17 protein-coding genes and 2 pseudogenes are annotated in these 23,060 nt (G+C 60.3%); 16 read left to right on the top strand and 3 right to left on the bottom strand.

Annotation, left to right across the window (positions count from 1 at the left end; genetic code table 11):
• From ILT44_RS26685 to ILT44_RS26665, 5 genes and pseudogenes are all read left to right on the top strand, one after another.
• The coding region (locus tag ILT44_RS26685) for a peptidylprolyl isomerase (RefSeq protein WP_204242642.1) at nucleotides 1-482 on the top strand (482 nt) is incomplete at its 5' end.
• Nucleotides 483-726: 244 nt separating this feature from the next.
• A complete protein-coding gene (locus ILT44_RS26680; RefSeq protein WP_372441260.1) occupies nucleotides 727-2,226 on the top strand; it encodes an ABC transporter substrate-binding protein in 1,500 nt (499 codons plus the stop codon).
• A 346-nt stretch (nucleotides 2,227-2,572) separates the two neighbouring features.
• Nucleotides 2,573-3,022, top strand: a pseudogene (locus tag ILT44_RS26675) (integrase core domain-containing protein); the annotation flags it as partial.
• 508 nt (nucleotides 3,023-3,530) lie between these two features.
• A complete protein-coding gene (locus ILT44_RS26670; protein ID WP_204242639.1) occupies nucleotides 3,531-5,978 on the top strand; it encodes a type IA DNA topoisomerase in 2,448 nt (815 codons plus the stop codon).
• Nucleotides 5,979-6,226: 248 nt separating this feature from the next.
• The gene (locus ILT44_RS26665) at nucleotides 6,227-6,547 is read left to right on the top strand and encodes a hypothetical protein (RefSeq protein ID WP_204242638.1); all 321 of its coding nucleotides are present in this window, start codon (nucleotides 6,227-6,229) and stop codon (nucleotides 6,545-6,547) included.
• A gap of 259 nt (nucleotides 6,548-6,806) precedes the next feature.
• Here ILT44_RS26665 and groL read toward each other — a convergent pair whose 3' ends face one another.
• Together groL and groES are read right to left on the bottom strand one after the other, a co-directional pair.
• Nucleotides 6,807-8,456 carry a chaperonin GroEL gene (gene groL, locus ILT44_RS26660; RefSeq protein ID WP_204242637.1) on the bottom strand — a complete coding sequence of 550 codons (1,650 nt, stop codon included), beginning with the start codon at nucleotides 8,454-8,456 and terminating at the stop codon, nucleotides 6,807-6,809.
• 44 nt (nucleotides 8,457-8,500) lie between these two features.
• Entirely contained in the window at nucleotides 8,501-8,815 is a 315-nt protein-coding gene (gene groES / locus ILT44_RS26655; protein WP_204242636.1) for a co-chaperone GroES, read from the bottom strand.
• Nucleotides 8,816-9,032: 217 nt separating this feature from the next.
• Here groES and ILT44_RS26650 point away from each other — a divergent pair, with 217 nt between their 5' ends.
• The 9 genes from ILT44_RS26650 to ILT44_RS26610 all read left to right on the top strand — a co-directional run bounded on the left by ILT44_RS26650 (nucleotide 9,033) and on the right by ILT44_RS26610 (nucleotide 18,670).
• Nucleotides 9,033-9,278 (top strand): hypothetical protein, encoded by a 246-nt coding sequence (locus tag ILT44_RS26650; RefSeq protein ID WP_204242635.1) that lies wholly within the window; start codon nucleotides 9,033-9,035, stop codon nucleotides 9,276-9,278.
• A 271-nt stretch (nucleotides 9,279-9,549) separates the two neighbouring features.
• Nucleotides 9,550-10,044, top strand: a complete 495-nt coding sequence (locus ILT44_RS26645) for a cupin domain-containing protein (protein WP_204242634.1) — start codon at nucleotides 9,550-9,552, stop codon at nucleotides 10,042-10,044.
• A 96-nt stretch (nucleotides 10,045-10,140) separates the two neighbouring features.
• Entirely contained in the window at nucleotides 10,141-11,634 is a 1,494-nt protein-coding gene (locus tag ILT44_RS26640; RefSeq protein ID WP_204242633.1) for a carboxypeptidase M32, read from the top strand.
• A 17-nt stretch (nucleotides 11,635-11,651) separates the two neighbouring features.
• Nucleotides 11,652-12,440 carry a phosphodiester glycosidase family protein gene (locus tag ILT44_RS26635; RefSeq protein WP_239468564.1) on the top strand — a complete coding sequence of 263 codons (789 nt, stop codon included), beginning with the start codon at nucleotides 11,652-11,654 and terminating at the stop codon, nucleotides 12,438-12,440.
• Between the two features lie 72 nt (nucleotides 12,441-12,512).
• Entirely contained in the window at nucleotides 12,513-13,607 is a 1,095-nt protein-coding gene (locus ILT44_RS26630) for a synaptic vesicle VAT-1 family membrane protein (protein WP_204242631.1), read from the top strand.
• A 447-nt stretch (nucleotides 13,608-14,054) separates the two neighbouring features.
• Complete coding sequence (gene recD2, locus ILT44_RS26625; RefSeq protein ID WP_239468563.1) at nucleotides 14,055-16,253, top strand: SF1B family DNA helicase RecD2; 2,199 nt, start codon at nucleotides 14,055-14,057, stop codon at nucleotides 16,251-16,253.
• Between the two features lie 507 nt (nucleotides 16,254-16,760).
• On the top strand, nucleotides 16,761-17,462 hold the full coding sequence (locus ILT44_RS26620; protein ID WP_204242630.1) for a hypothetical protein: 702 nt from the start codon (nucleotides 16,761-16,763) through the stop codon (nucleotides 17,460-17,462).
• A 110-nt stretch (nucleotides 17,463-17,572) separates the two neighbouring features.
• A complete protein-coding gene (locus tag ILT44_RS26615) occupies nucleotides 17,573-17,881 on the top strand; it encodes a putative quinol monooxygenase (protein ID WP_204242629.1) in 309 nt (102 codons plus the stop codon).
• 96 nt (nucleotides 17,882-17,977) lie between these two features.
• Nucleotides 17,978-18,670, top strand: a complete 693-nt coding sequence (locus ILT44_RS26610; RefSeq protein WP_204242643.1) for a glutathione S-transferase family protein — start codon at nucleotides 17,978-17,980, stop codon at nucleotides 18,668-18,670.
• A 173-nt stretch (nucleotides 18,671-18,843) separates the two neighbouring features.
• Here ILT44_RS26610 and ILT44_RS26605 read toward each other — a convergent pair.
• Nucleotides 18,844-20,330 (bottom strand): annotated as a pseudogene (locus ILT44_RS26605) (protein adenylyltransferase SelO).
• Nucleotides 20,331-20,601: 271 nt separating this feature from the next.
• Here ILT44_RS26605 and ILT44_RS26595 point away from each other — a divergent pair.
• Both ILT44_RS26595 and htpG read left to right on the top strand, forming a co-directional pair.
• Nucleotides 20,602-21,603: a 3'-5' exonuclease gene (locus tag ILT44_RS26595; protein ID WP_204242626.1), complete on the top strand. Its 1,002-nt coding sequence runs from the start codon at nucleotides 20,602-20,604 to the stop codon at nucleotides 21,601-21,603.
• A 115-nt stretch (nucleotides 21,604-21,718) separates the two neighbouring features.
• Nucleotides 21,719-23,060, top strand: a 1,342-nt coding sequence (gene htpG / locus ILT44_RS26590) for a molecular chaperone HtpG (protein ID WP_204242625.1), incomplete at its 3' end; no start/stop codon positions are given.

Here is a 23,060-nt window from a genome sequence, read left to right as displayed (position 1 = left end):
CGCAGTTGTTCGAAAGGGAAGCGCCTATCTCCACAGCCAATCTCCTCACCCGGGTCGAGAAGGGCCTCCTCGCCAATCCCTCGATCTATCGCATTGTCACCCTTGCCAATCAGCCTGACACGGTTCCGGCAAAGATCGAGGTGGTCCAGTTCGGCCTCCCTAGATCCAATGCACAAGAAGCAGACCCCCTTCCGCCCATCGCTCATGAAACCACCGCCGCAACAGGGCTGCGTCACCTCAATGGAACCTTGTCAATGGCGCGCCTCGCGCCGGGAACCGCCGGATCTGCATTCTTCATCTGCATCGGAGATCAGCCTGACCTGGATTTTGGCGGGCGCCGCAATCCGGATGGACAAGGCTTCGCTGCCTTCGGTCAGATTGTGGAAGGGATGGATGTCGTCCGCACGATATTTGCTCAGGCGGAGGATGCGACCGATCAGTTGTCCAACCCGATTCCGATCGACTCCGTCAGACGAATATGAGGTCAGAGTTTTTAGGTCTGCATTGACCTTAATCCGGAATTGGGTGGAGGTTGAGCTCACTAAGTCCGGTTGGCATGAGTTTCAGGGCATACTATCCTCTACGGAGAGTAAAGGTTTCTTGAGAGTAGTCACGCTTGCTGACGCCGGTCTCCCGCAGCGTCGTCTTCTAATCTGGCCGTAAACAAGGTTGAGGCCCGACGTGACTGTTGAATTTCATGGGATGAAGGACGATGGAGTGGTGATGATGCGCAGCGGATTCGTAGCCATCCTGGCGGTCGGGATTCTCACAAGTCAGATAACCCTGGCAGCCGATTTTAGGATCGGTGTGCAGGAAGATGCGGATGTTCTTGATCCGCATCGTGCCCGAACCACAGTGGGGCGAATGGTCTTCACGTCGCTTTGCGACAAGCTTGTTGATGTCACGGACAAGCTGGAGATCGGCCCCCAGCTTGCGAGCTCATGGTCATGGAGCCCCGACAACAAGACACTGACGTTCAAGTTGCGCACCGATGTACAATTTCACGATGGTACAAAGTTTGACGCGGCGGCTGTCAAAGCGAACCTGGATCGAGCTTTGACGTTGCCGGACAGCCTGCGCAAGGGGGAGCTGGGATCCATTGACCGAGTGGAGGTCCTCAATCCTTCAACTGTCGTGCTGTACCTGAAGCAGCCGGACGCGACGCTGCTAGCACAATTGAGCGACCGCGCAGGCATGATGCTCTCACCGGCGACATTCAACAGTGAGGATGTAGGCCGTAAGCCGATCTGCTCCGGACCGTACCGTTTCGTGGAGCGCGTCCAGAACGACAGGATCGTACTGGAGAAGTTCAAAGATTACCGGGACGCCAAGGATTATCAGTATGACCGGGTAGTCTTCCGTCCGATCCCCGATACCACCGTGCGCCTCGCTAATCTTCGAGCTGGTGATCTCGAACTCGTGGAGCGTCTGAATCCGTCTGATGCCGAGGCGGTGAAAGCCGACAAGAGCCTGAAGTTCCTGGTCCTGTCAGGACTCGGATTCCAGAACATCGTGATCAACGTGGGAGCTGGTCCTCGGGCCGACAGCCCCTTGGGCAAAGATAAGCTCGTGCGGCAGGCCTTCCAGGCAGTCATCGGTCGTGAGGTCATCAATGAAGTTATAGGCCATGGGCTCTATAATCCTGCACAGCACCCATTCCCGCCAGCCAGCCCCTATTTTGACAAACAGTATCCGGCCACGACCCGCGATGTGGCAAAGGCTAAGGCTCTGCTGGCTCAGGCCAAGCAGCCCGAAGTCGCCTTCGAGCTATCGTTCGGCAATACGACCATCACGGCTTCCTTGGCTGAGATGATCCAGGCAATGGCAGGCGAGGCCGGGTTTAAGATCAGCCTGCGTCCTATGGAGTTTTCTGCCATGCTAGCGGAAATGCAGAAAGGAAACTTCCAGGCCTCATTGAGCGGCTGGTCGGGCCGGATCGATCCCGATGGCAATATCCATCAGTTTGTGACCTGCAAAGGAACCCAGAACGACTCCAAGTACTGCAACCCGGAGGTGGATCGCCTGCTGAACGAGGCGCGGCTCACGCCGGACGTCGAGGCTCGCAAGAGCCTCTACAACCAAGCACTGGGAATCCTGCAGAGCGAACTGCCGATCATTTACACCTATTATTCGCCACTCATTTACGCAGTGTCGAATCGTGTCGCGGACTTCAAACCCTATCCCGACGGCATGATCCGACTTCGCGGCGTGCACCCGGCTAACTAGGCGACACAGCCTTTCCAGGCAGCATAGTCGCCAGCTGCCACTAAAGCATTGGACGTTTGGTTAAGCCTGTCTGTTTCATGATGTATGCAACGGGCCCGTTGCATATCAGCCCGTACACTCTCCATCGCCCCCACTGCATGGAGCTGGCCCCGGCGGAGAGCCCTTTCCTCTCAGCTGGGGCTTTTCCGTCCGCTGCTACCCGCCGACATCGATAGCTCAGGACGCTGTGAGGTCAGCGATCAGCGGCTTATCGGCTGCGACCATCTGATCGCTCAGTGCGCACGCCTCCTTCCAGGATGTCGCATCTTCAAGGGTCTGACCTAAGGACTACTCATGCCCTGAGGCGCTGATCGTGGCGGCGCCGTACAAGGTGCACACCGTGCTCACTGACAATGGCACCCACTTCACCACGCCTGGCAACACCAGTTCGGCAGCCCCTCTGATCAAGGAGGCCATGGAACGAGGCGAGATCTTCCGCGCTCATGCCTTTGAGTACGCCTGTGCCCAGAATGACATCGATCACCGCCTGACCAAGCCGCGTCATCCCTGGACCAATGGTCAGGTCGAGAGGATGAACCGCACGATCAAGGACGCGACTGTCAGGCGCTACTACTACGACAGCCACGACCAGCTCCGGCATCATCTGCAGCTGTTCCTAGATGCCTACAACCATGCCAGGCGGCTCAAGACCTTACGCGGCCTTACCCCCTACGAGTACATCTGCAAAACCTGGACCGAGCAACCAGATCGGTTCATCATTGATCCGACACACCACACTTTGGGACCGAACACCTAGTCCTTGGTTGCGTCCTCTAAGAAGAAACGACCAAGCGGGATTTGGTCGAAGCCCTTGATGTTTTTCCGTGATACGTTCTAATAGGGGCTGTAATAGAGGTCGATGCGACTTGAAGTTGGTTTCTGCGGAAAGGTAAGTTCCGACCGGAGACAGACAGTTGACGCAAGCCCGCCAACCAGAAGGGTGCACCATGAGATGCCGCCGCCGCGCATGAGCGCCTCCTGTCAAAGGTTTACAGGAAACACAGGTCGTTCGTGGATTGGTTCAGCCGGATAGCTCTGCGCTGCGCCGAGAGTTAGATCCCTTAGCGGGAAAATTGGAATGAGCAGTCCTTACTTTACAACGTAGCGCACGCGATGATGTGGGATCACCTGGCTCAACCCAGTGTCCTTGGCTGCTTCGTTGACGCCTGATAACCAGGGGAGTAATGTTCTCTATCCGTTCCAGGCACTTACCTGAGCACTGGCTCCGACCACGGATTCGCTCCCAGAACGTATCCTTTAACGTCATGACGGCTCATCAAGCATCGCGCACGCTGTTCTTCTTTGAAAAGCCCTCGGCCATGCGCCAGCTGCAGCGGTTCTTCAAATCACCGAGCACGGTCTGCGTCTCCGCCGAAGGTCACCTCCTGGCTGCCGAGGAGCCCGGCAATGTCCGCGACGAGTGGAAGCCTTGGCGCTTCGACACGCTCCCGATCATGCTCGAGCGTATTCCCGTTACCTATGGCACCAGCCGCTCTGGCCAGTCACACAAGCCCAAGATCGAGGCTATCAAGCAGGCTCTCCAGGGCGTGGAGCGGGTCATCATTGCCACCGACCCGGGACGGGAGGGCTCGATGATAGCCTGGGAGGTGCTCGAGCACCTTGGCTATGGGGGTCGGGTGGACCGTCTCAAGCTGGGGGCTCTCGATGAGGTCTCGATCCGGCGAGCCTTTGCCGCGATGGCCAAGGAGCCTGCTTCCGGTGAGCGGGATTATGCGGCCTACCTTGAAGCCCTCTGCCGCCAGTATGAAGACTATCATCTCGGTCTTAATGGCACTCGCGCCATCTCCCTGCGGCTGCGTCCGCCCACACTCCGGGAGCCCTGGCGCTTTGGCGGCGTGCAGACCCCGACGCTTGCGATCCTCGCTGACCTAGAGAAGCGCATTCGCGACTTCGTCCCGCAGGACTATTTCAGGATTGCTCTGACTGTCGCTACAAGCAGCGGAGCCGAGATCACCCTCTGGCATGCCCCGAAAGACAAGATCCTCGACCAACAGGTTGCCAAGACGATTCAGCAGGCAACCGCAATCTGGTCGGGCCCACTTGGTGTCGAGCAGAAGGATGTGCGTCGGTCTCCCCCTCGCCTGTTCTCAAAAGACACTCTCGCACGCCGCTGCGCCAAGCGGTTCGGCTGGGATCCACAGCACACGGCGAAGCTCGCCCAGGAGCTCTATGATCAGGGATACCTGACCTATCCTCGCACCGAGTCCGAGCACCTTCCCGATAGCCAGACAGGTGATGCGAGCGTAGTGATCGGAAGCGTCGTTGGGGTCCTGACGGATCTTGCGAGCCTCGTGCCAGCTCCGGGTGACCTTGTGTTCCGCAAGGGCAACAAGGGCCATTACGTCAAGGACCCGGGCGAGCACCACGCCATCGTGCCATTACGCAAGGTGCCGCAGCTGGGGAGCATCAGCGGGGATCAACTGCGTCTTTGGGAGTTGGTCGCCAAGAGCTTCCTGGCAGCCCACCTGCCGGACGGAATCGACGCTCGGACCGTCGTCGCTGTGCAGGTCCCAACGCCGCTCGGCCCGAAGCGGTTTTCGATCAGCGGCAGTGTGATCAAGTCGCCTGGGTGGCGGGGTGTCTATGGAGCCGAGGCTGAGGAGGAGAATGAGGCTGTTCCGGGCAAGGCCAAGCCGGACGAAGAGCCTACCACCGGACGCCTGCCTCCTATCCGCGATCATGAGCCTGGAAAAGCAACGGATGCCCGGATCGAGACAGCGAAAACCGAGCCACCACGTCGGATCACCCGCGGCGAGTTGCCCGTCGTCATGGGGCGCCTCGTCGACCAGGTGGAAGACGCCACACTGAAAGCAGCTCTGGAAAACCCGGCCAATCCCAATGAGCCCAAGGGCCTTGGCACTGCGGCGACCCGCGACACGATCCTGCCCAAACTCCAGAAGAGCCAGTATGTTGAATTGCTGAAGGGCAGGGATCCGGCAATCCAGGTGACGGAAGTTGGATTCGCGTTCATTGCAGCCGTTCGTCGTGTCTTTCCCGCCTATGGCGACCCGGTTGGCCGGGCGATGTTCGAGGCTGACCTTGCCGAGATCGGGCGCGCAGCCACACGGGCAGAGGCGGCCCGCCGAGCGGCAGCCTATCAGGAGCGGACTCGCAGCCGTGTCAACGAGCTGATCACGACGATTGGGCAATCGGGCGCTGTTGCTCTCGATCCAACGTATCTCCCAACGCCCTCCGCCGCGGATGGGAAGCCGCCAACAAAGGCGATGATCGCCTTCGCGGCATCCATTGCCGCGCAGCGTGGCTTGAAACTGCCCCGAGGGCTCAAAAGCAACAGCGCAATCTGCCGAGCCTTCCTTGACCAGCATGCTCCATCACGTTCATCCAGACCGGGGGAGACCCCGCAACCTGGGCCTCGCTCTCCGAGCGAAGCGATGGTGCGCTATGCGCGGTCGCTTGCCGAACAGCAAGGTATTGAGTGCCCACCAGAAGTGATCACCAATTTTACGGCTTGCCGCGCTTTTCTCGATGAACATTCACCGAAGGCACAGCATTCTCAAGAAAAGAACTGGACTGTCACTCGAAAAGGCCGCCGTCCAGCCGCCCGCGCGGGCAACAGCAATGGTGGACCGAAGCGAGTGTCTGCGTCGGTAAAGAGGCCGACAGAGGCACAAGCCAAGACCCCACGTCAGCAGTCAAGATCGCGCACTGTAGCTTCCGGCAAAGACGAATAGTGAAAGCGCCGGCCCCAATTGGGAGCCGGCTCCCAGGTGAGTTCGAGCCGAAGTACGGTGCTGACCAGGGCATAGCCGCGTTGACCGTTGAGACAGGGCCGACACCCTTGTTGACGAATTTCTGCAGGCGCTTACCCCGTCTCTCCGCACGGCAGCGCTTGAAGACTGGATCGAGCGCTTGACACGCAGAAGCACCGGCCAGACATTCGCTCTATTGCCCCAGTCCAGCTCTAAGCTATGGCATCTCTATGAAGATCGACATTGACCAGTTGTCCGAGGCCGAGCTTATCGATCTCAACCACCGCATCGTCGAGCGCCTGCGCTTTCTCAACCAGATGCGCGCTCATGTGGATATGTTGGAGTTCAAGATTGGTGACTGGGTCACCTTCCAGCCTCCCGGCCATGGTCGCCTTGAGGGCATGCTGACGCGCTACAACCAGAAGACCGTGACGGTGATCACCGACACCGGGCAGAAGTGGAACGTCTCGCCCGCCCTCCTCAGCAGGGTCAAGTCGGCCAAAGGCACCAACACGGCTGGATCCAATGTGGTCCTGCTGAACAAGCGCTGACCCAACTATAGCCTCGGGCGTGGTTGGACGAAGAAACGTTCGGCCAGCTCCCTCACCGAGCGCCTTCGCCGTGCCAGGATTGGCGCGGTTGTTCCAAGGGACGAGGAACGGTCAACAACCTAGTCACACGGCCGGCGTAATGCGGCGCGCCTGTCCGCCCAATCTTTATCTGTGCGATCGTCTATTGAAAATTCACAGCACAAACGAAAAGGCCCTGGAGTGATCCAGGGCCTTTCCAGTGGGATGATGGATGCAGGACTTAGAAGTCCATGCCGCCCATGCCGCCGCCCATGCCACCACCAGGCATCGCCGGAGCGCTCTCGCGCTTGGGAGCCTCGGCAACCATGGCTTCAGTGGTGACCAGCAGGCCGGCAACAGAGGCTGCATTCTGAAGAGCCGTGCGCACGACCTTGGCCGGATCGACGATACCGGCCTGAAGCAGATCCACGAACTCCTCGGTCTGAGCGTTGAAGCCGTAGGTGTCGGACTTCGTGTTGTCGTTGATCTTGCCGACCACCGTGGACCCCTCGACGCCAGCATTCTCGGCGATCTGGCGGATCGGAGCCTCAAGGGCGCGCAGCACGATGTTGATGCCCGACTTCACGTCCGGGTTGTCGCTGGTGAGCTTGGCAACCGCAGCCTTGGCGCGCAGCAGGGCTGTGCCGCCGCCGGGGACGATGCCCTCTTCCACCGCCGCGCGAGTAGCATGCATGGCATCGTCGACGCGGTCCTTCTTCTCCTTGACCTCGATCTCGGTCGAGCCGCCGACGCGGATCACCGCGACGCCGCCTGCGAGCTTGGCTAGACGCTCCTGGAGCTTCTCACGGTCGTAGTCCGAGGTGGTCTCCTCGATCTGTGCCTTGATCTGAGCCACACGAGCCTCGATATCCTGCGTAGAACCAGCGCCATCGATGATCGTGGTGCTCTCCTTGTCGATGCGAATGCGCTTGGCGCGCCCCAGCATGTCGAGGGTGACGTTCTCAAGCTTGATGCCGAGATCCTCAGAGATCGTCTGGCCGGCAGTCAGGATCGCGATGTCCTCGAGCATGGCCTTGCGGCGGTCGCCGAAGCCCGGAGCCTTCACGGCGGCGATCTTGAGGCCGCCACGGAGCTTGTTGACCACCAGGGTGGCCAGAGCCTCGCCTTCGATGTCTTCTGCCACAATCAGCAGCGGCTTGCTGGTCTGCACGACCGCCTCGAGGATCGGCAGCAGCGACTGCAAGGAGGAGAGCTTCTTCTCATGGATGAGGATGTAAGGATCCTCCAATTCTGCGATCATCTTCTCCGCATTGGTGATGAAGTAGGGAGACAGGTAGCCGCGGTCGAACTGCATGCCCTCGACCACGTCGAGCTCGGTCTCTGCGGTCTTGGCCTCCTCGACGGTGATGACACCCTCGTTGCCGACCTTCTGCATGGCTTGAGCGATCATCTCGCCGATGGAGGCATCGCCATTGGCCGAAATGGTGCCAACCTGGGCGATCTCCTCAGACGAGGCCACCTTCTTGGCACGGGCCTGGATGTCCTTCACAGCCTCTGCCACAGCCAGATCGATGCCGCGCTTGAGGTCCATCGGGTTCATGCCAGCGGCGACCGCCTTGGCACCCTCACGAACGATGGCCTGCGCCAGAACGGTCGCCGTCGTGGTGCCGTCACCCGCCACATCGCTGGCTTTTGATGCCACCTCGCGCACCATCTGGGCGCCCATGTTCTCGAACTTGTCGGCAAGCTCGATTTCCTTGGCGACGGTGACGCCGTCCTTGGTGATGCGCGGAGCCCCGAAGGACTTTTCCAGCACCACGTTGCGGCCCTTGGGGCCCAGCGTGACCTTTACGGCATTGGCCAGAATGTCGACGCCACGCAGCATGCGATCACGAGCGTCGGAGGAGAATTTTACGTCTTTGGCAGCCATGAGCTGAACTCCTGTTTGTTCTAACCTAGTCAGGCTGGGCTGTTTTAAGCAGCCTTCTGAGCCGCGGCGGACTGTTCGATCACGCCCATGATGTCAGATTCCTTCATGATCAGGAGATCCTGACCGTCGATACGCACCTCGGTGCCGGACCACTTGCCGAACAGGACACGGTCGCCGGCCTTCACGTCGAGGGCGACGACCTTCCCGCTCTCGTCACGGGCGCCGGGGCCGACGGCGACGATTTCGCCCTCTTGCGGCTTCTCCTTGGCGGTGTCCGGGATGATGATGCCGCCGGCCGTCTTCTCTTCGGCTTCGATGCGGCGGACGACGACGCGGTCGTGCAGTGGGCGAAAGGTCATGTGTGCCTCCTTGTTCTTGGAATTGGGGGCACTCGTCTACGCCGAGCAGCACGGTTAGCACTCGACGCATAGGAGTGCTAACGCCAAGTGATACCGCAATGACCTCGGTCAGGCAAGGTCATCCTTCTGGAGAAGCTAGACTTAAGGAGAACCGGATCCTCAGGAGGGGCGTTGAACCTTCATAGGCCGCTTGGCCTTTCAGAGATGGGGTTCGGCAGTGTTGAGTTTCGATGCCGTTGAAGAGGTCTGTGAGAGCAGGCAGACGACCCTCGTGATCCACCCGGCTGTTCGTCGGGCCATCAAAGGGTACGAGGAAAGCTTCTACGTTGGGCTGCGCTGCTTTCTCGCAGGAGAGTCCGACGGCCTCTACTTCCTCCCGCTTCAGGCCGGAGGCTATGTGCGCCTCATCTTCTCGAAAAAGGTTTCGTCCGGAGGGCACATCTTCTCAGGATCGATCCGCTGACCAAGGAGGGATTGGCACAGATCAAGGCATCCTTGGGCTGACCACGCTAAACGCTACATTGTTGCTTATTCCCCGTCAAACGGCCATAGCAGGAGTTTCGGTACTAGCGCGGCGCCCAACAACCAGAGGTGCTGCTACGGCACTTGGATGGAGCACGTGACCGACGAGCGGTACGACATCAAGCCGGAGGCTTGAGCTGGTCTTCTTAAACCCCCGACCTCCTCGTTTATGATCAGCCCAAGGATAGAAGTTAACCCTCTCGGAGAGCACCATGACAGACGACCAAGACAACCCCCATGATCAGCACGAGCACTGGAAGCACCACGGCGTTCAAGTGATCAAGGGTGACCGCCTCGATCCGAACACCGCTCAGACCCCGGGCATGTTTCGGCAGGCTGCGATCAATCATGCGCGGGTTGGAGCACAGAAGATCTGGGCCGGCACGGTGTCGATCCAGCCAAACGCCAAGACCGGAGTGCACCACCACGGTGAGTTGGAGAGCGTGATCTATGTCGTACGAGGCAAAGCTCGCATGCGCTGGGGTGAGCGGTTGGAGTTCGTTGCGGAGGCCAGCCCTGGAGACTTCATCTATGTGCCGCCCTTCGTGCCCCATCAGGAGATCAACGCCAGTCCGGATGAGCCCCTCGAATGCGTCCTGGTGCGCAGCGACAACGAGGCCGTCGTGGTGAACATCACCGATGTGGACCCGGTCGAGCAACCGGAAGAAGTCTATTGGGTCGACCCGATCCACAAGCACCCAGAGTAGGTTCAAGAGCAGCCCCGATGCCCTTATCCGGGCGGCAGCGGGCACGCTCTCCTGCTCGCCTGCAAGATCAACCCTGAGGATAGAATTCACGCCCACATGCAAGCTTACAAGACGCTGGAAGAACGCTTCGCCCGCATCAGCTCGATCGAAGACGCGATTGGCATCCTGCAATGGGATGCCGAAACCCTGATGCCCGAGGGCGCCGCGGATAGCCGGTCCGACCAACTTGCGACACTCAAGGGCATCGCCCATGAACTTCTGACCGCACGCGACACGGGCGATCTGCTGGACCAAGCGGATGAAGATAGCGGCCATCTTGACGACTGGCAGCGCGCCAACCTGCGTGAGATGCGCCGGATCTACCTCCATGCCGCCGCGGTTCCGGCGGACCTCGTCGAAGCTAACTCCAGAGCCGTTTCCCGAGCGGAACTAGTGTGGCGCGAAGCCCGGCAGAACGGCGATTTCGCCCTGCTCCTGCCGCACCTGTCGCAGGTGATCGCCTTCCAGCGGCAGACCGGCCAGGCCAAGGGCGAGGCACTGGGGCTGTCCCCTTACGACGCTCTCCTCGACAGCTACGACCCCGGTCTCCGCCAGGCTGCCATCGACCCGCTCTTCGCCGAACTCGGCGCCGAACTGCCGGATCTGATCCAGGAGGCACAGGAGCGTCAGAAGGGCCTTCCTGCCGTCCAGCCGCTCAACGGCCCCTTCCCTGTCGACGATCAGCGACGCATCGGCGAGCAGTTGATGAAAGCGGTCGGGTTCGATTTCGACCGGGGACGGCTGGATGTGAGCCTGCATCCTTTCTGCGGAGGATCCACCGGCGATGTCCGGATCACCACCCGCTACAGCGAGGCAAAGTTCATGAGCGCGCTCATGGGCGTGCTGCATGAGACCGGTCACGCGCTCTATGAGCAAGGCCGCCCGGAAACGTGGCGCCGCCAGCCGGTCGGGCTCGCGCGCGGCATGAGCCTGCATGAGAGCCAATCGCTGCTCATCGAGATGCAGGCCTGTCGGAGCCGGGAGTTCATCACGTATCTCGCTCCCCTCGTGCGGGAGACTTTCCAAGGTGAGGGTCCAGCCTGGAGCCCGAAGGACCTCCACCGGATTCTCACCAAGGTGGAGCCAGGCTTCATCCGCGTGGATGCCGACGAGGTCACCTACCCGGCCCACATCCTGGTCCGTTACGAACTCGAGAAGGCGCTGATTGCTGGCGATCTTCAGATCCAGGACTTGCCCGCAGTGTTCAATGAGGAGGTCAAGAAGCTTCTCGGTCTCACAGTTCCTAATGACGGCCTGGGATGCTTGCAGGATATCCACTGGCCTGGCGGCGCGTGGGGCTACTTCCCCACCTACACACTTGGCGCCATGACGGCGGCCCAGCTCTTCAGAGCGGCTTGCCTAGCTGACGCGGACATCCTTCCAGGCCTATCGAAGGGTGATTTCGCTCCTCTTCGAGCATGGCTGCGTGCCAATGTTCATGCCAAGGGCAGCCTGATGACCACCGACCAGCTTCTGGTCGCAGCAACCGGCCGACCGCTCACTGCGGAGGTCTTCCGCGCCCACCTGCGGGAACGATATCTCGGACGCTGAAAGGGTCAAGGCTGCACATGAAATCTATCAGCTTCACGCTGGGCCGTTCGTTCTCCCGGACAGCCACCATCCTGTTCGCGATCCTCGTCTCTCTTGGACTGCCTGCCAGCCGAGCAGCGGCTCAGCCGAACAGTAATCCGTGTCGGCCAGTCCAATATGCTGACAGCACCTTCGTGGTTTGCACGGTGGATCTCCGACAATACGAGGTGAGGCTGTTCTGGCGCGGGCCGGATGGGGAGGTACTTGGCTCGTTCGACCGGTTGAAAGAGACACCGGAGGGTGCACGCCTTGCTGTCGCGATGAATGCGGGCATGTACCATGAGGATCGCTCGCCCGTGGGACTTTACGTTGAGAACGGAAAGGAACTGAAGGCGGCCAACACAAGGAACGGGCCCGGAAACTTCCACCTCAAGCCCAACGGCATCTTTTATGTCAAAGGCCGTCAGGCAGGCGTGCTTGAGACAGGAACCTATCTGAAGCGGAAAATAAGGGCGGATTTCGCGACGCAGTCGGGCCCGATGCTCGTCATCAACGGGCAAATCCATGCTCAGTTTTCAGAACAAAGCACCTCCCGCAAGATCCGGAACGGCGTTGGCGTGAAAGGCCAGAACACGGTCGTGTTTGCGATTTCAGATGGCCCGGTCACGTTCAGCACATTCGCTCGCTTGTTCCGGGACGAACTGGGCTGTGCGAATGCTCTGTTCTTGGATGGAAGTGTCTCCAGCCTTTATGCCCCTTCATTGGAGAGGATAGACACGCTCATGCCCATGGGGCCAATCGTCGGTGCCTTGCGCCGGCGCCCATAGAGGGTGGCTTCAGCGGCAGCGCAGACGTTTCAGGTCGAAGCTGTAGGCGGAAAAGGGATGCCTTCTGGGTCCATGCGCAAAGTGGTCGTTCACAAGGCCGGCGGGTACGAGCGGCTGAGGCTGGAAGCTCATCCTGTGCCCAAACCTCGCGACCGAGAGGTTCTGATCCGCACCGAGGCAGTGGGCGTGAACTATGCTGACATCTGTGTTCATTGGGGCGTGTACGAGTCCGCGCGCCGGTTCGTGGGCTGGCCGATCACGCCCGGATTCGAATATTCAGGCTGGGTGGAAGACGTTGGCCGTGAGGTCGAGCACGTGAAGCCCGGCGATCCGGTGTTTGGAGTCACTCTCTTCAACGGCTCCTCCACGCACGTGTGTGCTCCGGCAGATCTGGTGTGGCCTAAGCCTCAGACCTTGGACTTTGAGGCAGCCGCTGGTTTCTTGGCCGTCCACCTTACAGCCTACCATGGACTGTTACAGAACGTGGTGATCCGGTCCGGCATGAGAGTGCTCGTGCATTCGGCGGGCGGCGGAGTAGGCTCAGCGCTTGTTCAACTATGCAAGTTGCGCAATCTGCACGTGACTGGTGTGGTGGGGAAAAGTCACAAGGTCGAGTATGTGCGCCAGCTTAGCGCAGACGCCGTGATCGACAAATCCACTCAGTCACTCTGGGATGAGGCCAAGCGCCTATGCCCTGACGGCTACGACCTGATCTTTGATGCCAACGGCCCTGAAACCCTGGCGCAAAGCTACGCCCATCTGAAGCCCACGGGTAAGCTGCTGGTCTATGGCTTTCATAGTTTGTTGCCAAAACAGGGTGGGCGGATCAACTACCTCAAGGCGGCCCTTGGAATGCTGAGGATGCCGCGCTTCAATCCTTTGTCGATGACAAGCGAGAACAAAGGTGTCGTGGCGTTCAATTTGTCGTTCCTCTTTCCGTGTGCCGACCTGTTGCACGCGGCTGTGAACGATCTCACCGCCTGGGTAGAAGCGGGGGACATTCGGGTGCCAAAGGTTCGTTCTTTTGCATTGGAAGATGTGGCTCAAGCTCACCGAGCTCTGGAGTCGGGCGAAACCACGGGCAAGCTGGTCTTGCGAACAGCGCCGCGCTTCAGTGCGTCAGCGTACGAGGCAACTGTTCAGGGAGCCTCTGCTCCCGATCGATGAGCACCAGAGTTGCCTGAATGCGCTGTGGAAGAGGCTGCCTGATCACGTCTGCGTAAATTGAGCGGAGATCCTGCCCGATCCGGCGCAGGAGTTCGGTGTCGGAGACTGCTGAAGGTCGCTTGTCACCATCAGGTCCGTTGTCCATCTCCACCTCCCAATCAGCAGCCAGCCCCCGAGTACCGCTTCGTTATCCGATTGTTAACCATCTTTCTTTTCGGCTGTGGAAACCGGGCAGAACCCTCTGAATACTCGGGGTTGTCACTTGCATAGCCAGCACAACAACCAAATCGGCAGATTGCTACCGGCGGAGCCGAGTTAATCCGAATCGCCGCAAAAAAGCCCTGAAACGAACCCAGAACATCTGGTGCTACAGAAGGAGAGCATCCTCGTCAGTGGTGCCATCCAGCGATACAGTCGGAGAGGCCGGAGCGTTTCCTGGCAGGCACCATGAACCAGATGATTCGCCCCTCACAAGTTGATCAGAGGCCGGTCCCCGATACTCTTGCGGGTTCAGTGGAACGCGTCACCTTCCACAATGCAGAGAACGGCTTCGCTGTCCTGAAAGTCCACACACGAGGCAAGCGTGACCTTGTGACGGTCGTTGGCCATACGCCTGCGGTCTCGGCCGGAGAGTGGATCACGGCCAGCGGGCTGTGGATTAGCGACCGCACGCATGGGCTCCAGTTCAAGGCTGAAGTTCTTAAGACCACCCCGCCAACCGGGGCAGAGGGCATCGAGAAGTATCTTGCCTCTGGTCAGATGCGTGGCATCGGGCCAGCCATGGCCAAGCGCATCGTCGCTGCCTTTGGGATCGATACGTTCGAGATCATTGAGGCTAAGCCCGAACGCCTGACCGAAGTTTCTGGGATTGGTCCCATGCGAGCCTCCCGGATCGTCTCAGGTTGGGCTGAGCAGAAGGCGGTGCGGGAGATCATGATCTTCCTGCATGCCCATGGCGTCGGGACGGCGCGAGCCGTGCGTATCTTCAAGACCTATGGCTATGAGGCCATCCAAGTCATGACCGAGGACCCGTACCGGTTGGCCAAGGATGTGCGCGGCATCGGCTTCCGGACGGCGGATGCCATCGCAGCCAAGCTCGGGATGGAAAAGACTGCACCTCAGCGCATCCGGGCTGGTATCTCGTTCGCGCTCCAGACAGCGACGGATGAGGGGCACTGCGCATTGCCGGTCGAGGCTCTCACCCGGCTAGCCGAGCAACTCCTTGAAGTGGATGAGGCTCTGATTCGTACAGCCATCGTCGAGGAACTTGCGAAGGGTGAAGTCGTCTCGGACACCATCGGTGAGGAGACCTGCCTCTTCCTGAAAGGGCTCTATCTCGCCGAGCAGGCGATTGCGTCTCGGTTGACTGAGCGAGCGTCTGGTCCAGCACCCTGGCCCGAGATCGACCTCGACAAGGCCATTCCCTGGGTCGAGGGCCGTACGGGCAAAACCCTGGCCGCCTCGCAGCGCGAGGCGCTGAAGCTGGTGCTCGGCGCCAAGGTGGCGGTGGTGACCGGCGGTCCCGGTGTCGGCAAGACAACCCTCCTCGATACAATCTTGCGTCTGCTGGTCGCCAAAGGTGTTCGGGTCGCGTTAGCGGCTCCCACGGGGCGAGCGGCCAAGCGTATGACCGAGCAGACCGGGCTAGAAGCCAAAACTATCCATCGGCTCCTGGAGATCGATCCTAAGCACGGTGGCTTCTCGCGCAATGAGGAGAACCCGCTCGACTGCGATCTGCTGGTGGTGGACGAGACCTCCATGGTGGATGTGCCGCTGATGAACGCCCTCACCAAGGCCATCCCAGCTCAGACGGGTCTGCTGCTGGTGGGCGACGTGGATCAGTTGCCCTCGGTCGGCTCGGGGCAGGTGCTAGCAGACATCATCGCCTCGGAGCGCATTCCAGTGGCGCGATTGACCGAGGTGTTCCGGCAGGCGGCAGAAAGCCGGATCGTGGTGAACGCCCATCGCATTAACAAGGGCCAGATGCCCGAGCCTCCCAAGGCGGGCGAAGAGAGCGACTTCTACTTCGTGGAAATCAACGATCCCGAGGAAGGGGTGCCGAAGATCATCCAGATGATCAAGGACCGCATGCCACGTCGCTTCGGGCTCGATCCGATGAAGGATGTTCAGGTGCTCTGCCCCATGAACCGGGGGGTGCTGGGTGCCCGTAACCTCAACATCCAGCTCCAAGAAGTGCTCAATCCCAATCCGCCTGCGAAGGTGGAGCGGTTCGGCTGGCGCTTCTCACCCGGTGACCGGGTGATGGAAACCCAGAACGACTACGACCGGGAGGTCTTCAACGGCGATCTTGGCACGGTAGTCAGGATCGATGATGAGGAAGGGGCGCTGATTGCCTCCTTTGATGGCCGAGAAGTGTCCTACCCCTTCGGTGAACTCGACACGCTGGTGCCGGCCTACGCCACCACCATTCACAAGTCGCAGGGGTCGGAATATCCCGCCGTCATCATCCCGGTCGTAACACAGCACTTCACGATGCTGGCTCGCAACCTGCTTTACACTGGCGTAACCCGCGGCAAGCGGTTGGTCGTTCTGGTCGGCCAGAATAAAGCAGTCGGGATTGCAGTTAGAGGCGGGCAGATGAAGAGGCGCTGGACGAAACTGCGGGAATGGTTAGCTGCCCACTGATCGACAGCTCAAACTTCCTTTGTCATGGCGCGTACGGTGTGGGGTTTCGACACCATACGCACATCTTGAGATAGTATAAGTTCGACCATGCCGCTGCTCGCATACACCCACTCAGGAGAGCCGCTTATTGCTCCACTGATGACTGATGATGAATGGGAGCGATTGCGATCAGCGCGAAATCGCGATGCGTGGATGCCATATGGGAAAGGGCGGGCTATCCCCAAGACATCGCGTCTTGGAACACGCTTCTTCGCCCATCCTCCTGGGCGGGTGCCCGAGGGAGCAAGGGAAAGCGACCTCCATCTTTACATCAAAGCCCAAACCCTGATTGGAGCCCGAGCCGCGGGTTGGGACGCCCTGCCGGAGCAATCTGGGACAACACCGGATGGTCAGGATTGGCGGGCCGATGTCCTGTGCCGCCGGCCTGGAAAACCCTGGACCATCGCCATTGAAGCCCAGGTTCAGCTCCAGGGGGAGGAAGCCTACCGCCAGCGGCAAGAGCGCTATGTGGCTTCGGGCATTCGCGCCCTCTGGCTGGTCGCTCATGAGGCTGCGGCCCTGCATCATTATTGGCTTAGGCCTGACCCACATCTACCGGCCTTCAAGACCACAACCTGGAAGGATCAGGATCGCCAACCGGGAGCGCATGTGCATGTCGACCACCTGTCGCTCAGCATCTCTGATTTTGTCACCGGTGCCCTCACCGGGCAGCTTCAGTGGTATGGGAATGGCCAGCACGGGATTATCACACTTGTTCTTCGTGAGGACCAATGTCGGCACCGCACCGGCCGAAAAAGAGTTCTCCTGGCCTACAGGTCTGAAGCGCCACATGGGAGACCTCTTGAACTTGAGGTTGTCCAAGCGATGCAGGGCTATGCAGATGCTTATGCCAAGGCCCAGGCGGCTCTTCCTGATCTTGCAGAAAGCCCAAGGCCCTTCAGAAAAGTCCTCGCGTCGCGCTGTCCCCATTGCAAACGAGAGATCCGGTATCAGCGCGAAGATTGGGCAGGCGAGACCGCCGCTTATAAGTTGCCGATCGGCGTCAATATTCCGGAGCAGGGAAGGGAGATCGGCTTAACCCCACATGCTCAATGGCACTGGGGGCCTGATTCCCGCTGGCCCGACTGGGCTCCCCTCGGCAGCATCGGTCCGATCTCGCATCAGCCTCTTGAGATGCGACCGAGGCGCCTGGGCCCCAAGACAGGTTAATGTATCTCGATCGCCGAAGTTAACGCGAGAGTCACAGGTCCTGCATCCGGGGTGAGGAGCTTGCGGGGCCGCAGAGCTGTGTCTAATAATCACCTATCAGGAGATCATTCATGCTGCACGTTCTAGCCTATATCACTGCAAAGCCCGGTATGCGCGAAACCGTGCTCCGGGAATTCCGGGCGAACATACTGGCCGTGCAGGCCGAAGAGGGTTGTATCGAGTACGTTCCCGTTGTCGATCTTCCGGCATTCGGACCGTCTCAGACTGAACTTGGGCCAGACACCTTTGTCGTGATCGAGAAATGGGCGAGCCCTGAAGCGCTCAAAGCGCACGCAGCCGCTCCGCACATGCAGGCCTATACTGAGCGGACGGCTGACATGATCGAGACTCGCGTGATCCACGTCCTCTCGCCTCTCTAGAATCCTCCCTGAAGAGTCGCGCTGCGATTGCACGGCATACCGCAGCGCGACTCTTCAGAACCTATGCGACATCGCCCCTGCTGCTGGAGTTCTGCTTTGATTACATTCTACTACAACCGTGCCCCGAACCCGATGAAGGTGGCGCTGTGCCTGGAGGAGATGAACCTCCCATATGAGCTCAAGCCCGTGGATACTCGTAAAGGCGAGCAGCACCAGCCGGACTTTCTGGCCATCAATCCGAATGGCAAGGTGCCTGTGATCATCGATCAGGATACCGGCGCAAGGGTCTTCGACTCGAATGCAATCCTGCTCTATCTTGCGGAGAGGACCGGACAGTTTCTGCCCGACAGCACACCGGTTGCACGGGGTGAGCTTCTCTCTTGGCTGATGTTCATTGCAACGGGCGTCGGCCCATTCTCAGGCCAAGCGGTGCATTTCAAGCACTTTGCGCCTGAGCCCAAGGACTACGCCGTCAATCGTTATCTGTACGAAGCGAAGCGGCACTACGGTGTCATTGATGCCCATCTATCCGGGCAGCGCTACATGGTGGGGGAGACTTACACCATCGTTGACATGGCCCTGTGGGGATGGGCGCGCATGGTGCCGTTCATCCTAGGCGAGAACGCCTGGGGCGACTTCCCGAACCTCAAGCGTTTCTTCGATGAGACTAGCGCTCGCCCGGCTGCTCAGGCCGCTACCGCGCTGAAGGAGAAGCACAGCTTCAAAGCTGAGATGGACGACGAAGCACGCCAACATATGTTCCGGCACTTGGCTGCCCCGGTCAGCTGAATTCTCACGCATCCCGCCGTTCCTCCGTCCAGCATGCAGAATGGTCACTGTGCGGAGGCAAAAGCCGCGGAGAGATTTCGATGTCTAGGGGAGTTCCCCGTCGGACGCTGGAGGTGCGGCACCAGATGTGGTGAACGACCCAAGTGCGAAACGACTGAGGCGGCCGTCTGGCGTTACGTCCCGCAGAATGTCCGATAGACGCGCTGGTGTGGTTCCGGTGGTTCGGAATATTGGGCGAAAGCTGGCTGGTCCTCATAGGGACGCGAGAGCACCATCAGAAGCTCCTCGAACGGAGCAAGGTCGCCCTGCTCCACCGCAGCTTGTATCATCGCCTCCACGCGATGATTGCGCGGGATAAAGGCTGGATTAACCGCTCGCATGGCCGCTTGGCGCCTGGCCCCATCTTGCGGTTCAAGGCTCAACCGCTCGCGCCAGCGAGCAGCCCAAGCATCATAAGCAAGCGGATTGATGAAGAGATTTCGGACGGCCTCATCCCCATCAGGTCCAGCGGCAGCATCGCTCAACCGCCGGAATGTCAGGGTGAAGTCAGCCTGGTTCTCTGCCATCGCCTTCAGGAGATCCCGGGCAAGTGTCAGATCTTCCTCTCGCTCCGTCATCAGCCCGAGCTTGCGCCTGAGCCCCGCGTGATAGGCCGCCTCGAACCTCCCTGAGTAAGCCCCAAGCGCTTCATTTGCTTCCGCCACAGCCTTCTCTTGGTCCTCAGACAGGAGTGGCAGAAGCGTCTCGGCGAGCCGAGTTAAATTCCAGAGGCCGATGCGGGGTTGGTTGCCATAGGCATAGCGGCCCTGCCGGTCGATGGAGCTGAAGACTGTCGCCGGATCGTAGGCGTCCATGAAGGCGCATGGCCCGTAGTCAATCGTCTCGCCGGCGATGGACATGTTGTCGGTGTTCATGACTCCATAGATGAAGCCGATGTGCAGCCAACGAGCGATAAGGTCTGCCTGGGCAGCGATCACCTGGTCGAGGAACGCGCGGTAGGGCTGGTCACTCTCGGCGGCCTGTGGATAGCGCCGGCCGATAACGTAGTCCGCGAGGAGCCGCAGCCCCTCCGTATCCTGTCGGGCTGCAAAGAACTGAAACGTGCCAATCCGAACATGACTCGAGGCAACACGGGTGAGAACTGCCCCGGGAAGCGGCGTCTCACGGAAAACCGTCTCTCCGGTCACCACTGCTGCAAGCGCACGCGTTGTCGGCAGCCCAAGCGCGGCCATTGCCTCGCTGAGGAGATACTCACGCAGGACAGGTCCCAATGCTGCCCGCCCATCACCGCGGCGCGAGAAGGGTGTCGGACCTGAGCCTTTGAGCTGAATGTCCCGACGGATGCCATTTTGGTCTACCACTTCGCCGAGGAGGATGGCACGGCCGTCGCCGAACTGCGGCACGAATTGCCCAAACTGGTGCCCGGCATAAGCGCATAAGCCATGGCGATGGGCTCGGCCCCATCCGGAACGCGGTTCCCGGACAGTAGCTCAACTCCGTCAGGACTCGAGAGGTGATCAGGGTCGAGGCCGAGGTGTAACGCGAGATCCTGGTTCAGCCGGATGAGCCTCGGAGCCGTGACGGCTTCGGGTTCTACGCGCGCATAGAACCGATCAGGCAGGCGCGCATAAGTGTTGTCGAAGGGAAAATGAATTGTCATGGTCCAGGCTCACCATCAGGACCACGTGAAATCGTATGAGGCGCTTCAGTAAACAAGAGTCAGATTGTAAATCCGGACTGAGTTCAATGCACTCCCGCTGTAATCTTGTAAAACAGATCTGCCCCCACGATCGGGACAGACCAACCACTCCACAGTTTGTACTCCCTCCCGCCTATCTTGTGCATTAACGATCTGGCGACCTGCACCCTCTAGTCTGCCCCGCCGGGCCCGCCGCGCGGGCCTGTCCTGTTGGCGGGCAGAAGGTGTGGGAATGCGAGGCCAGGCTGACCTTTTCTTGGACTACGATGCACCGCCGGGTCCGATCGAGACGAGTCCCGTCGATGAGATTGTCATCAAGGCCAGGCAACGCAGCGAGTCCTTCAAAGCTCCTGACTATGAGACCGCCGCCCGGATGCTGGAGGCCACAGGCGACTATCGCATTCTGCGCCGATTGACACCACGCCCCATCGTCGTGTCCCGCACCGCTTTCCACGACGAGAAGATCGCCGTCATCCTGGACACCGAAACCACAGGTCTGGATCACACAAGAGACGAGGTCATCGAACTCGGCATGGTTGCCTTCACCTATGACGAGGAAGGCCGGATCGGTGATGTGATCGGGACGTTCAATGCCCTGCGTGAGCCTAGCGTACCTATCAGTCCTGAAATCACTCGCCTGACCGGGATCACGCCTGACATGGTCGCCGGCCAGGTGCTCAATCTTGAGGCAGTGGAGAAGTTCATCGCGCCGGCGGAGTTGATCATCGCGCACAACGCTCGCTTTGATCGGTCCTTCTGTGAGCGCCTGACCAAGGATTTCCAGGTCAAGGCTTGGGCCTGCTCCCATTCCGAGATCGCCTGGAGCGGGTTCGGCTTCGAGGGATCGAAGCTGGGCTATCTCCTGACCCAGTGTGGCTGGTTCCACCAGGGCCACCGGGCGGTCGAGGACTGCCATGCCCTGCTCGAGGTACTGGCCTCCCCCCTCCCCTCTGGGGCCGGGTTCGCCTTCGGGCATCTGCTGACCTCGGCGCGAAAAGCGCTCGTGCGCATCTGGGCCGAGGGCAGTCCGTTTGACATGAAGGATGTGCTGAAGGCGCGAGGGTACCGCTGGAACGACGGCACCGACGGCCGACCGAAGGCTTGGTGGGTGGAGGTCAACGAGGAAACCTTTGAGGCCGAACTCGCCTTTCTCCGACGGGAGGTTTACCGGCGCGAGGTCGAGCCCTTCAGCCAGAGGATCACCGCCTTCGAGCGGTTCCGGTCGGCACGCTAAGCGGCACCTGCCAGATTTCTGCACAGCCGGCCTCGCCCGAGGCTTTTAGGCTTGAAATCTTGACCGTTCGCCGCCATCTCATCGCCCGCCGGAGCAACAAGGTTCATCTCACGCCATGACGACTGCTGACACCACGCCCGCCCCTGAGAGCCACACCTTCGAGGCCGATGTCGCCAAGCTGCTGCACCTGATGGTGCACTCGGTCTATTCCGACAAGGACGTCTTCCTGCGTGAACTGATCTCGAACGCCGCCGATGCCTGCGAGAAGCTGCGTTACGAGGCGATCTCCCACCCCGCCCTGCTCGGCGATGATTCTAAGGCCCGGATCACGCTCCTGATCGATGCCGACAACCGCCGCCTGACGGTCGAGGACAACGGCATCGGCATGAGCCGGGATGAGATGATCGAGGCGCTCGGCACCATTGCGCGCTCGGGCACCAAGGCGTTCATGGACCGAATCCAGGCCGCCCAAGGCGGCGAGGGAGCCCAGCTGATTGGCCAGTTCGGCGTTGGCTTCTACTCGGCCTTCATGGTGGCCGACCGGGTCGACGTCGTCTCACGCCGGGCCGGCAGTGAGGAGGCCACCCTTTGGTCGTCCGACGGCAAGGGATCCTACACGGTGGCTTCCGCAGCCGCCGACGAGTCCCCGGCCCGCGGCACCCGAGTGATCCTCCACCTGATGGAGGAGGCAAAGTCCTACACGGAGCGTTACCGGCTCGAGCGCATCGTCAAGGAGCAGTCGGGCCATGTTCCGGTGCCGATCTCCCTGATCGAGAAGCCCGGAGCGGAGCCGCAGGAGGTCGCCGACGGTGCCGCTCTCTGGGTAAAGCCGCGTTCCGAGATCACGCCTGAGGACTACACCGATTTCTACCGCAGCGTGGCCGGCCAGTTCGACGAGCCGGCGCTGACGGTGCATTTCCGAGCCGAGGGCCGCCACGAATATACGGCGCTCGCCTTCGTGCCGGGCTCCACGCCGTTCGACCTGTTCGACCCCGACCGTCAAGGGCGGATGAAGCTCTACGTCAATCGAGTCTTCATCACCGGCGAAGCGGAGCTCCTGCCGCGGTACCTTCGCTTCGTGCGCGGGCTCGTCGACTCGGCTGACCTGCCGCTCAACATCTCGCGCGAGATGATCCAGGAGAGCCCGCTTCTGGCTGCCATCAAGAAGGGCGTGACCAGCCGGATCTTGAGCGAGCTCGAGAAGCTCGCGCAGAACGATGCGGAGGCCTACACCAAGGTGTGGGAGACCTTCGGCCCCGTGCTGAAGGAAGGGCTCTACGAGGATTTCGAGCGACGCTCGACATTGCTGGGACTGGCCCGGTTCAAGACCACCGCCTCCGGTGGCGGGTGGCGCTCGCTCAAGGATTACGTCGGCTCCCAGAAGGAGAACCAGACCGCGATCTACTATGTGACGGGAACGGATCTCGCCCGGCTCGAGGCCTCGCCGCAGCTCGAAG

The sequence above is a fragment of the Microvirga arvi genome (assembly GCF_016892765.1).
GTDB lineage: Bacteria > Pseudomonadota > Alphaproteobacteria > Rhizobiales > Beijerinckiaceae > Microvirga > Microvirga arvi.
Note: the sequence above shows the minus strand (reverse complement) of the source record. Positions and strands in the feature narration are given on the sequence as shown.

Bases quoted from the DNA above. Each gene is read 5' to 3' on its own strand.
- ILT44_RS26665 (WP_204242638.1), top strand. From the start codon at position 6,227: ATGAAGATCGACATTGACCAGTTGTCCGAGGCCGAGCTTATCGATCTC.
- groES (WP_204242636.1), bottom strand. From the start codon at position 8,815: ATGACCTTTCGCCCACTGCACGACCGCGTCGTCGTCCGCCGCATCGAA.
- ILT44_RS26635 (WP_239468564.1), top strand. From the start codon at position 11,652: ATGAAATCTATCAGCTTCACGCTGGGCCGTTCGTTCTCCCGGACAGCC.
- ILT44_RS26645 (WP_204242634.1), top strand. From the start codon at position 9,550: ATGACAGACGACCAAGACAACCCCCATGATCAGCACGAGCACTGGAAG.
- ILT44_RS26595 (WP_204242626.1), top strand. From the start codon at position 20,602: ATGCGAGGCCAGGCTGACCTTTTCTTGGACTACGATGCACCGCCGGGT.
- ILT44_RS26670 (WP_204242639.1), top strand. From the start codon at position 3,531: ATGACGGCTCATCAAGCATCGCGCACGCTGTTCTTCTTTGAAAAGCCC.
- groL (WP_204242637.1), bottom strand. From the start codon at position 8,456: ATGGCTGCCAAAGACGTAAAATTCTCCTCCGACGCTCGTGATCGCATG.
- ILT44_RS26630 (WP_204242631.1), top strand. From the start codon at position 12,513: ATGCGCAAAGTGGTCGTTCACAAGGCCGGCGGGTACGAGCGGCTGAGG.
- ILT44_RS26640 (WP_204242633.1), top strand. From the start codon at position 10,141: ATGCAAGCTTACAAGACGCTGGAAGAACGCTTCGCCCGCATCAGCTCG.
- ILT44_RS26680 (WP_372441260.1), top strand. From the start codon at position 727: ATGCGCAGCGGATTCGTAGCCATCCTGGCGGTCGGGATTCTCACAAGT.
- ILT44_RS26615 (WP_204242629.1), top strand. From the start codon at position 17,573: ATGCTGCACGTTCTAGCCTATATCACTGCAAAGCCCGGTATGCGCGAA.
- recD2 (WP_239468563.1), top strand. From the start codon at position 14,055: ATGAACCAGATGATTCGCCCCTCACAAGTTGATCAGAGGCCGGTCCCC.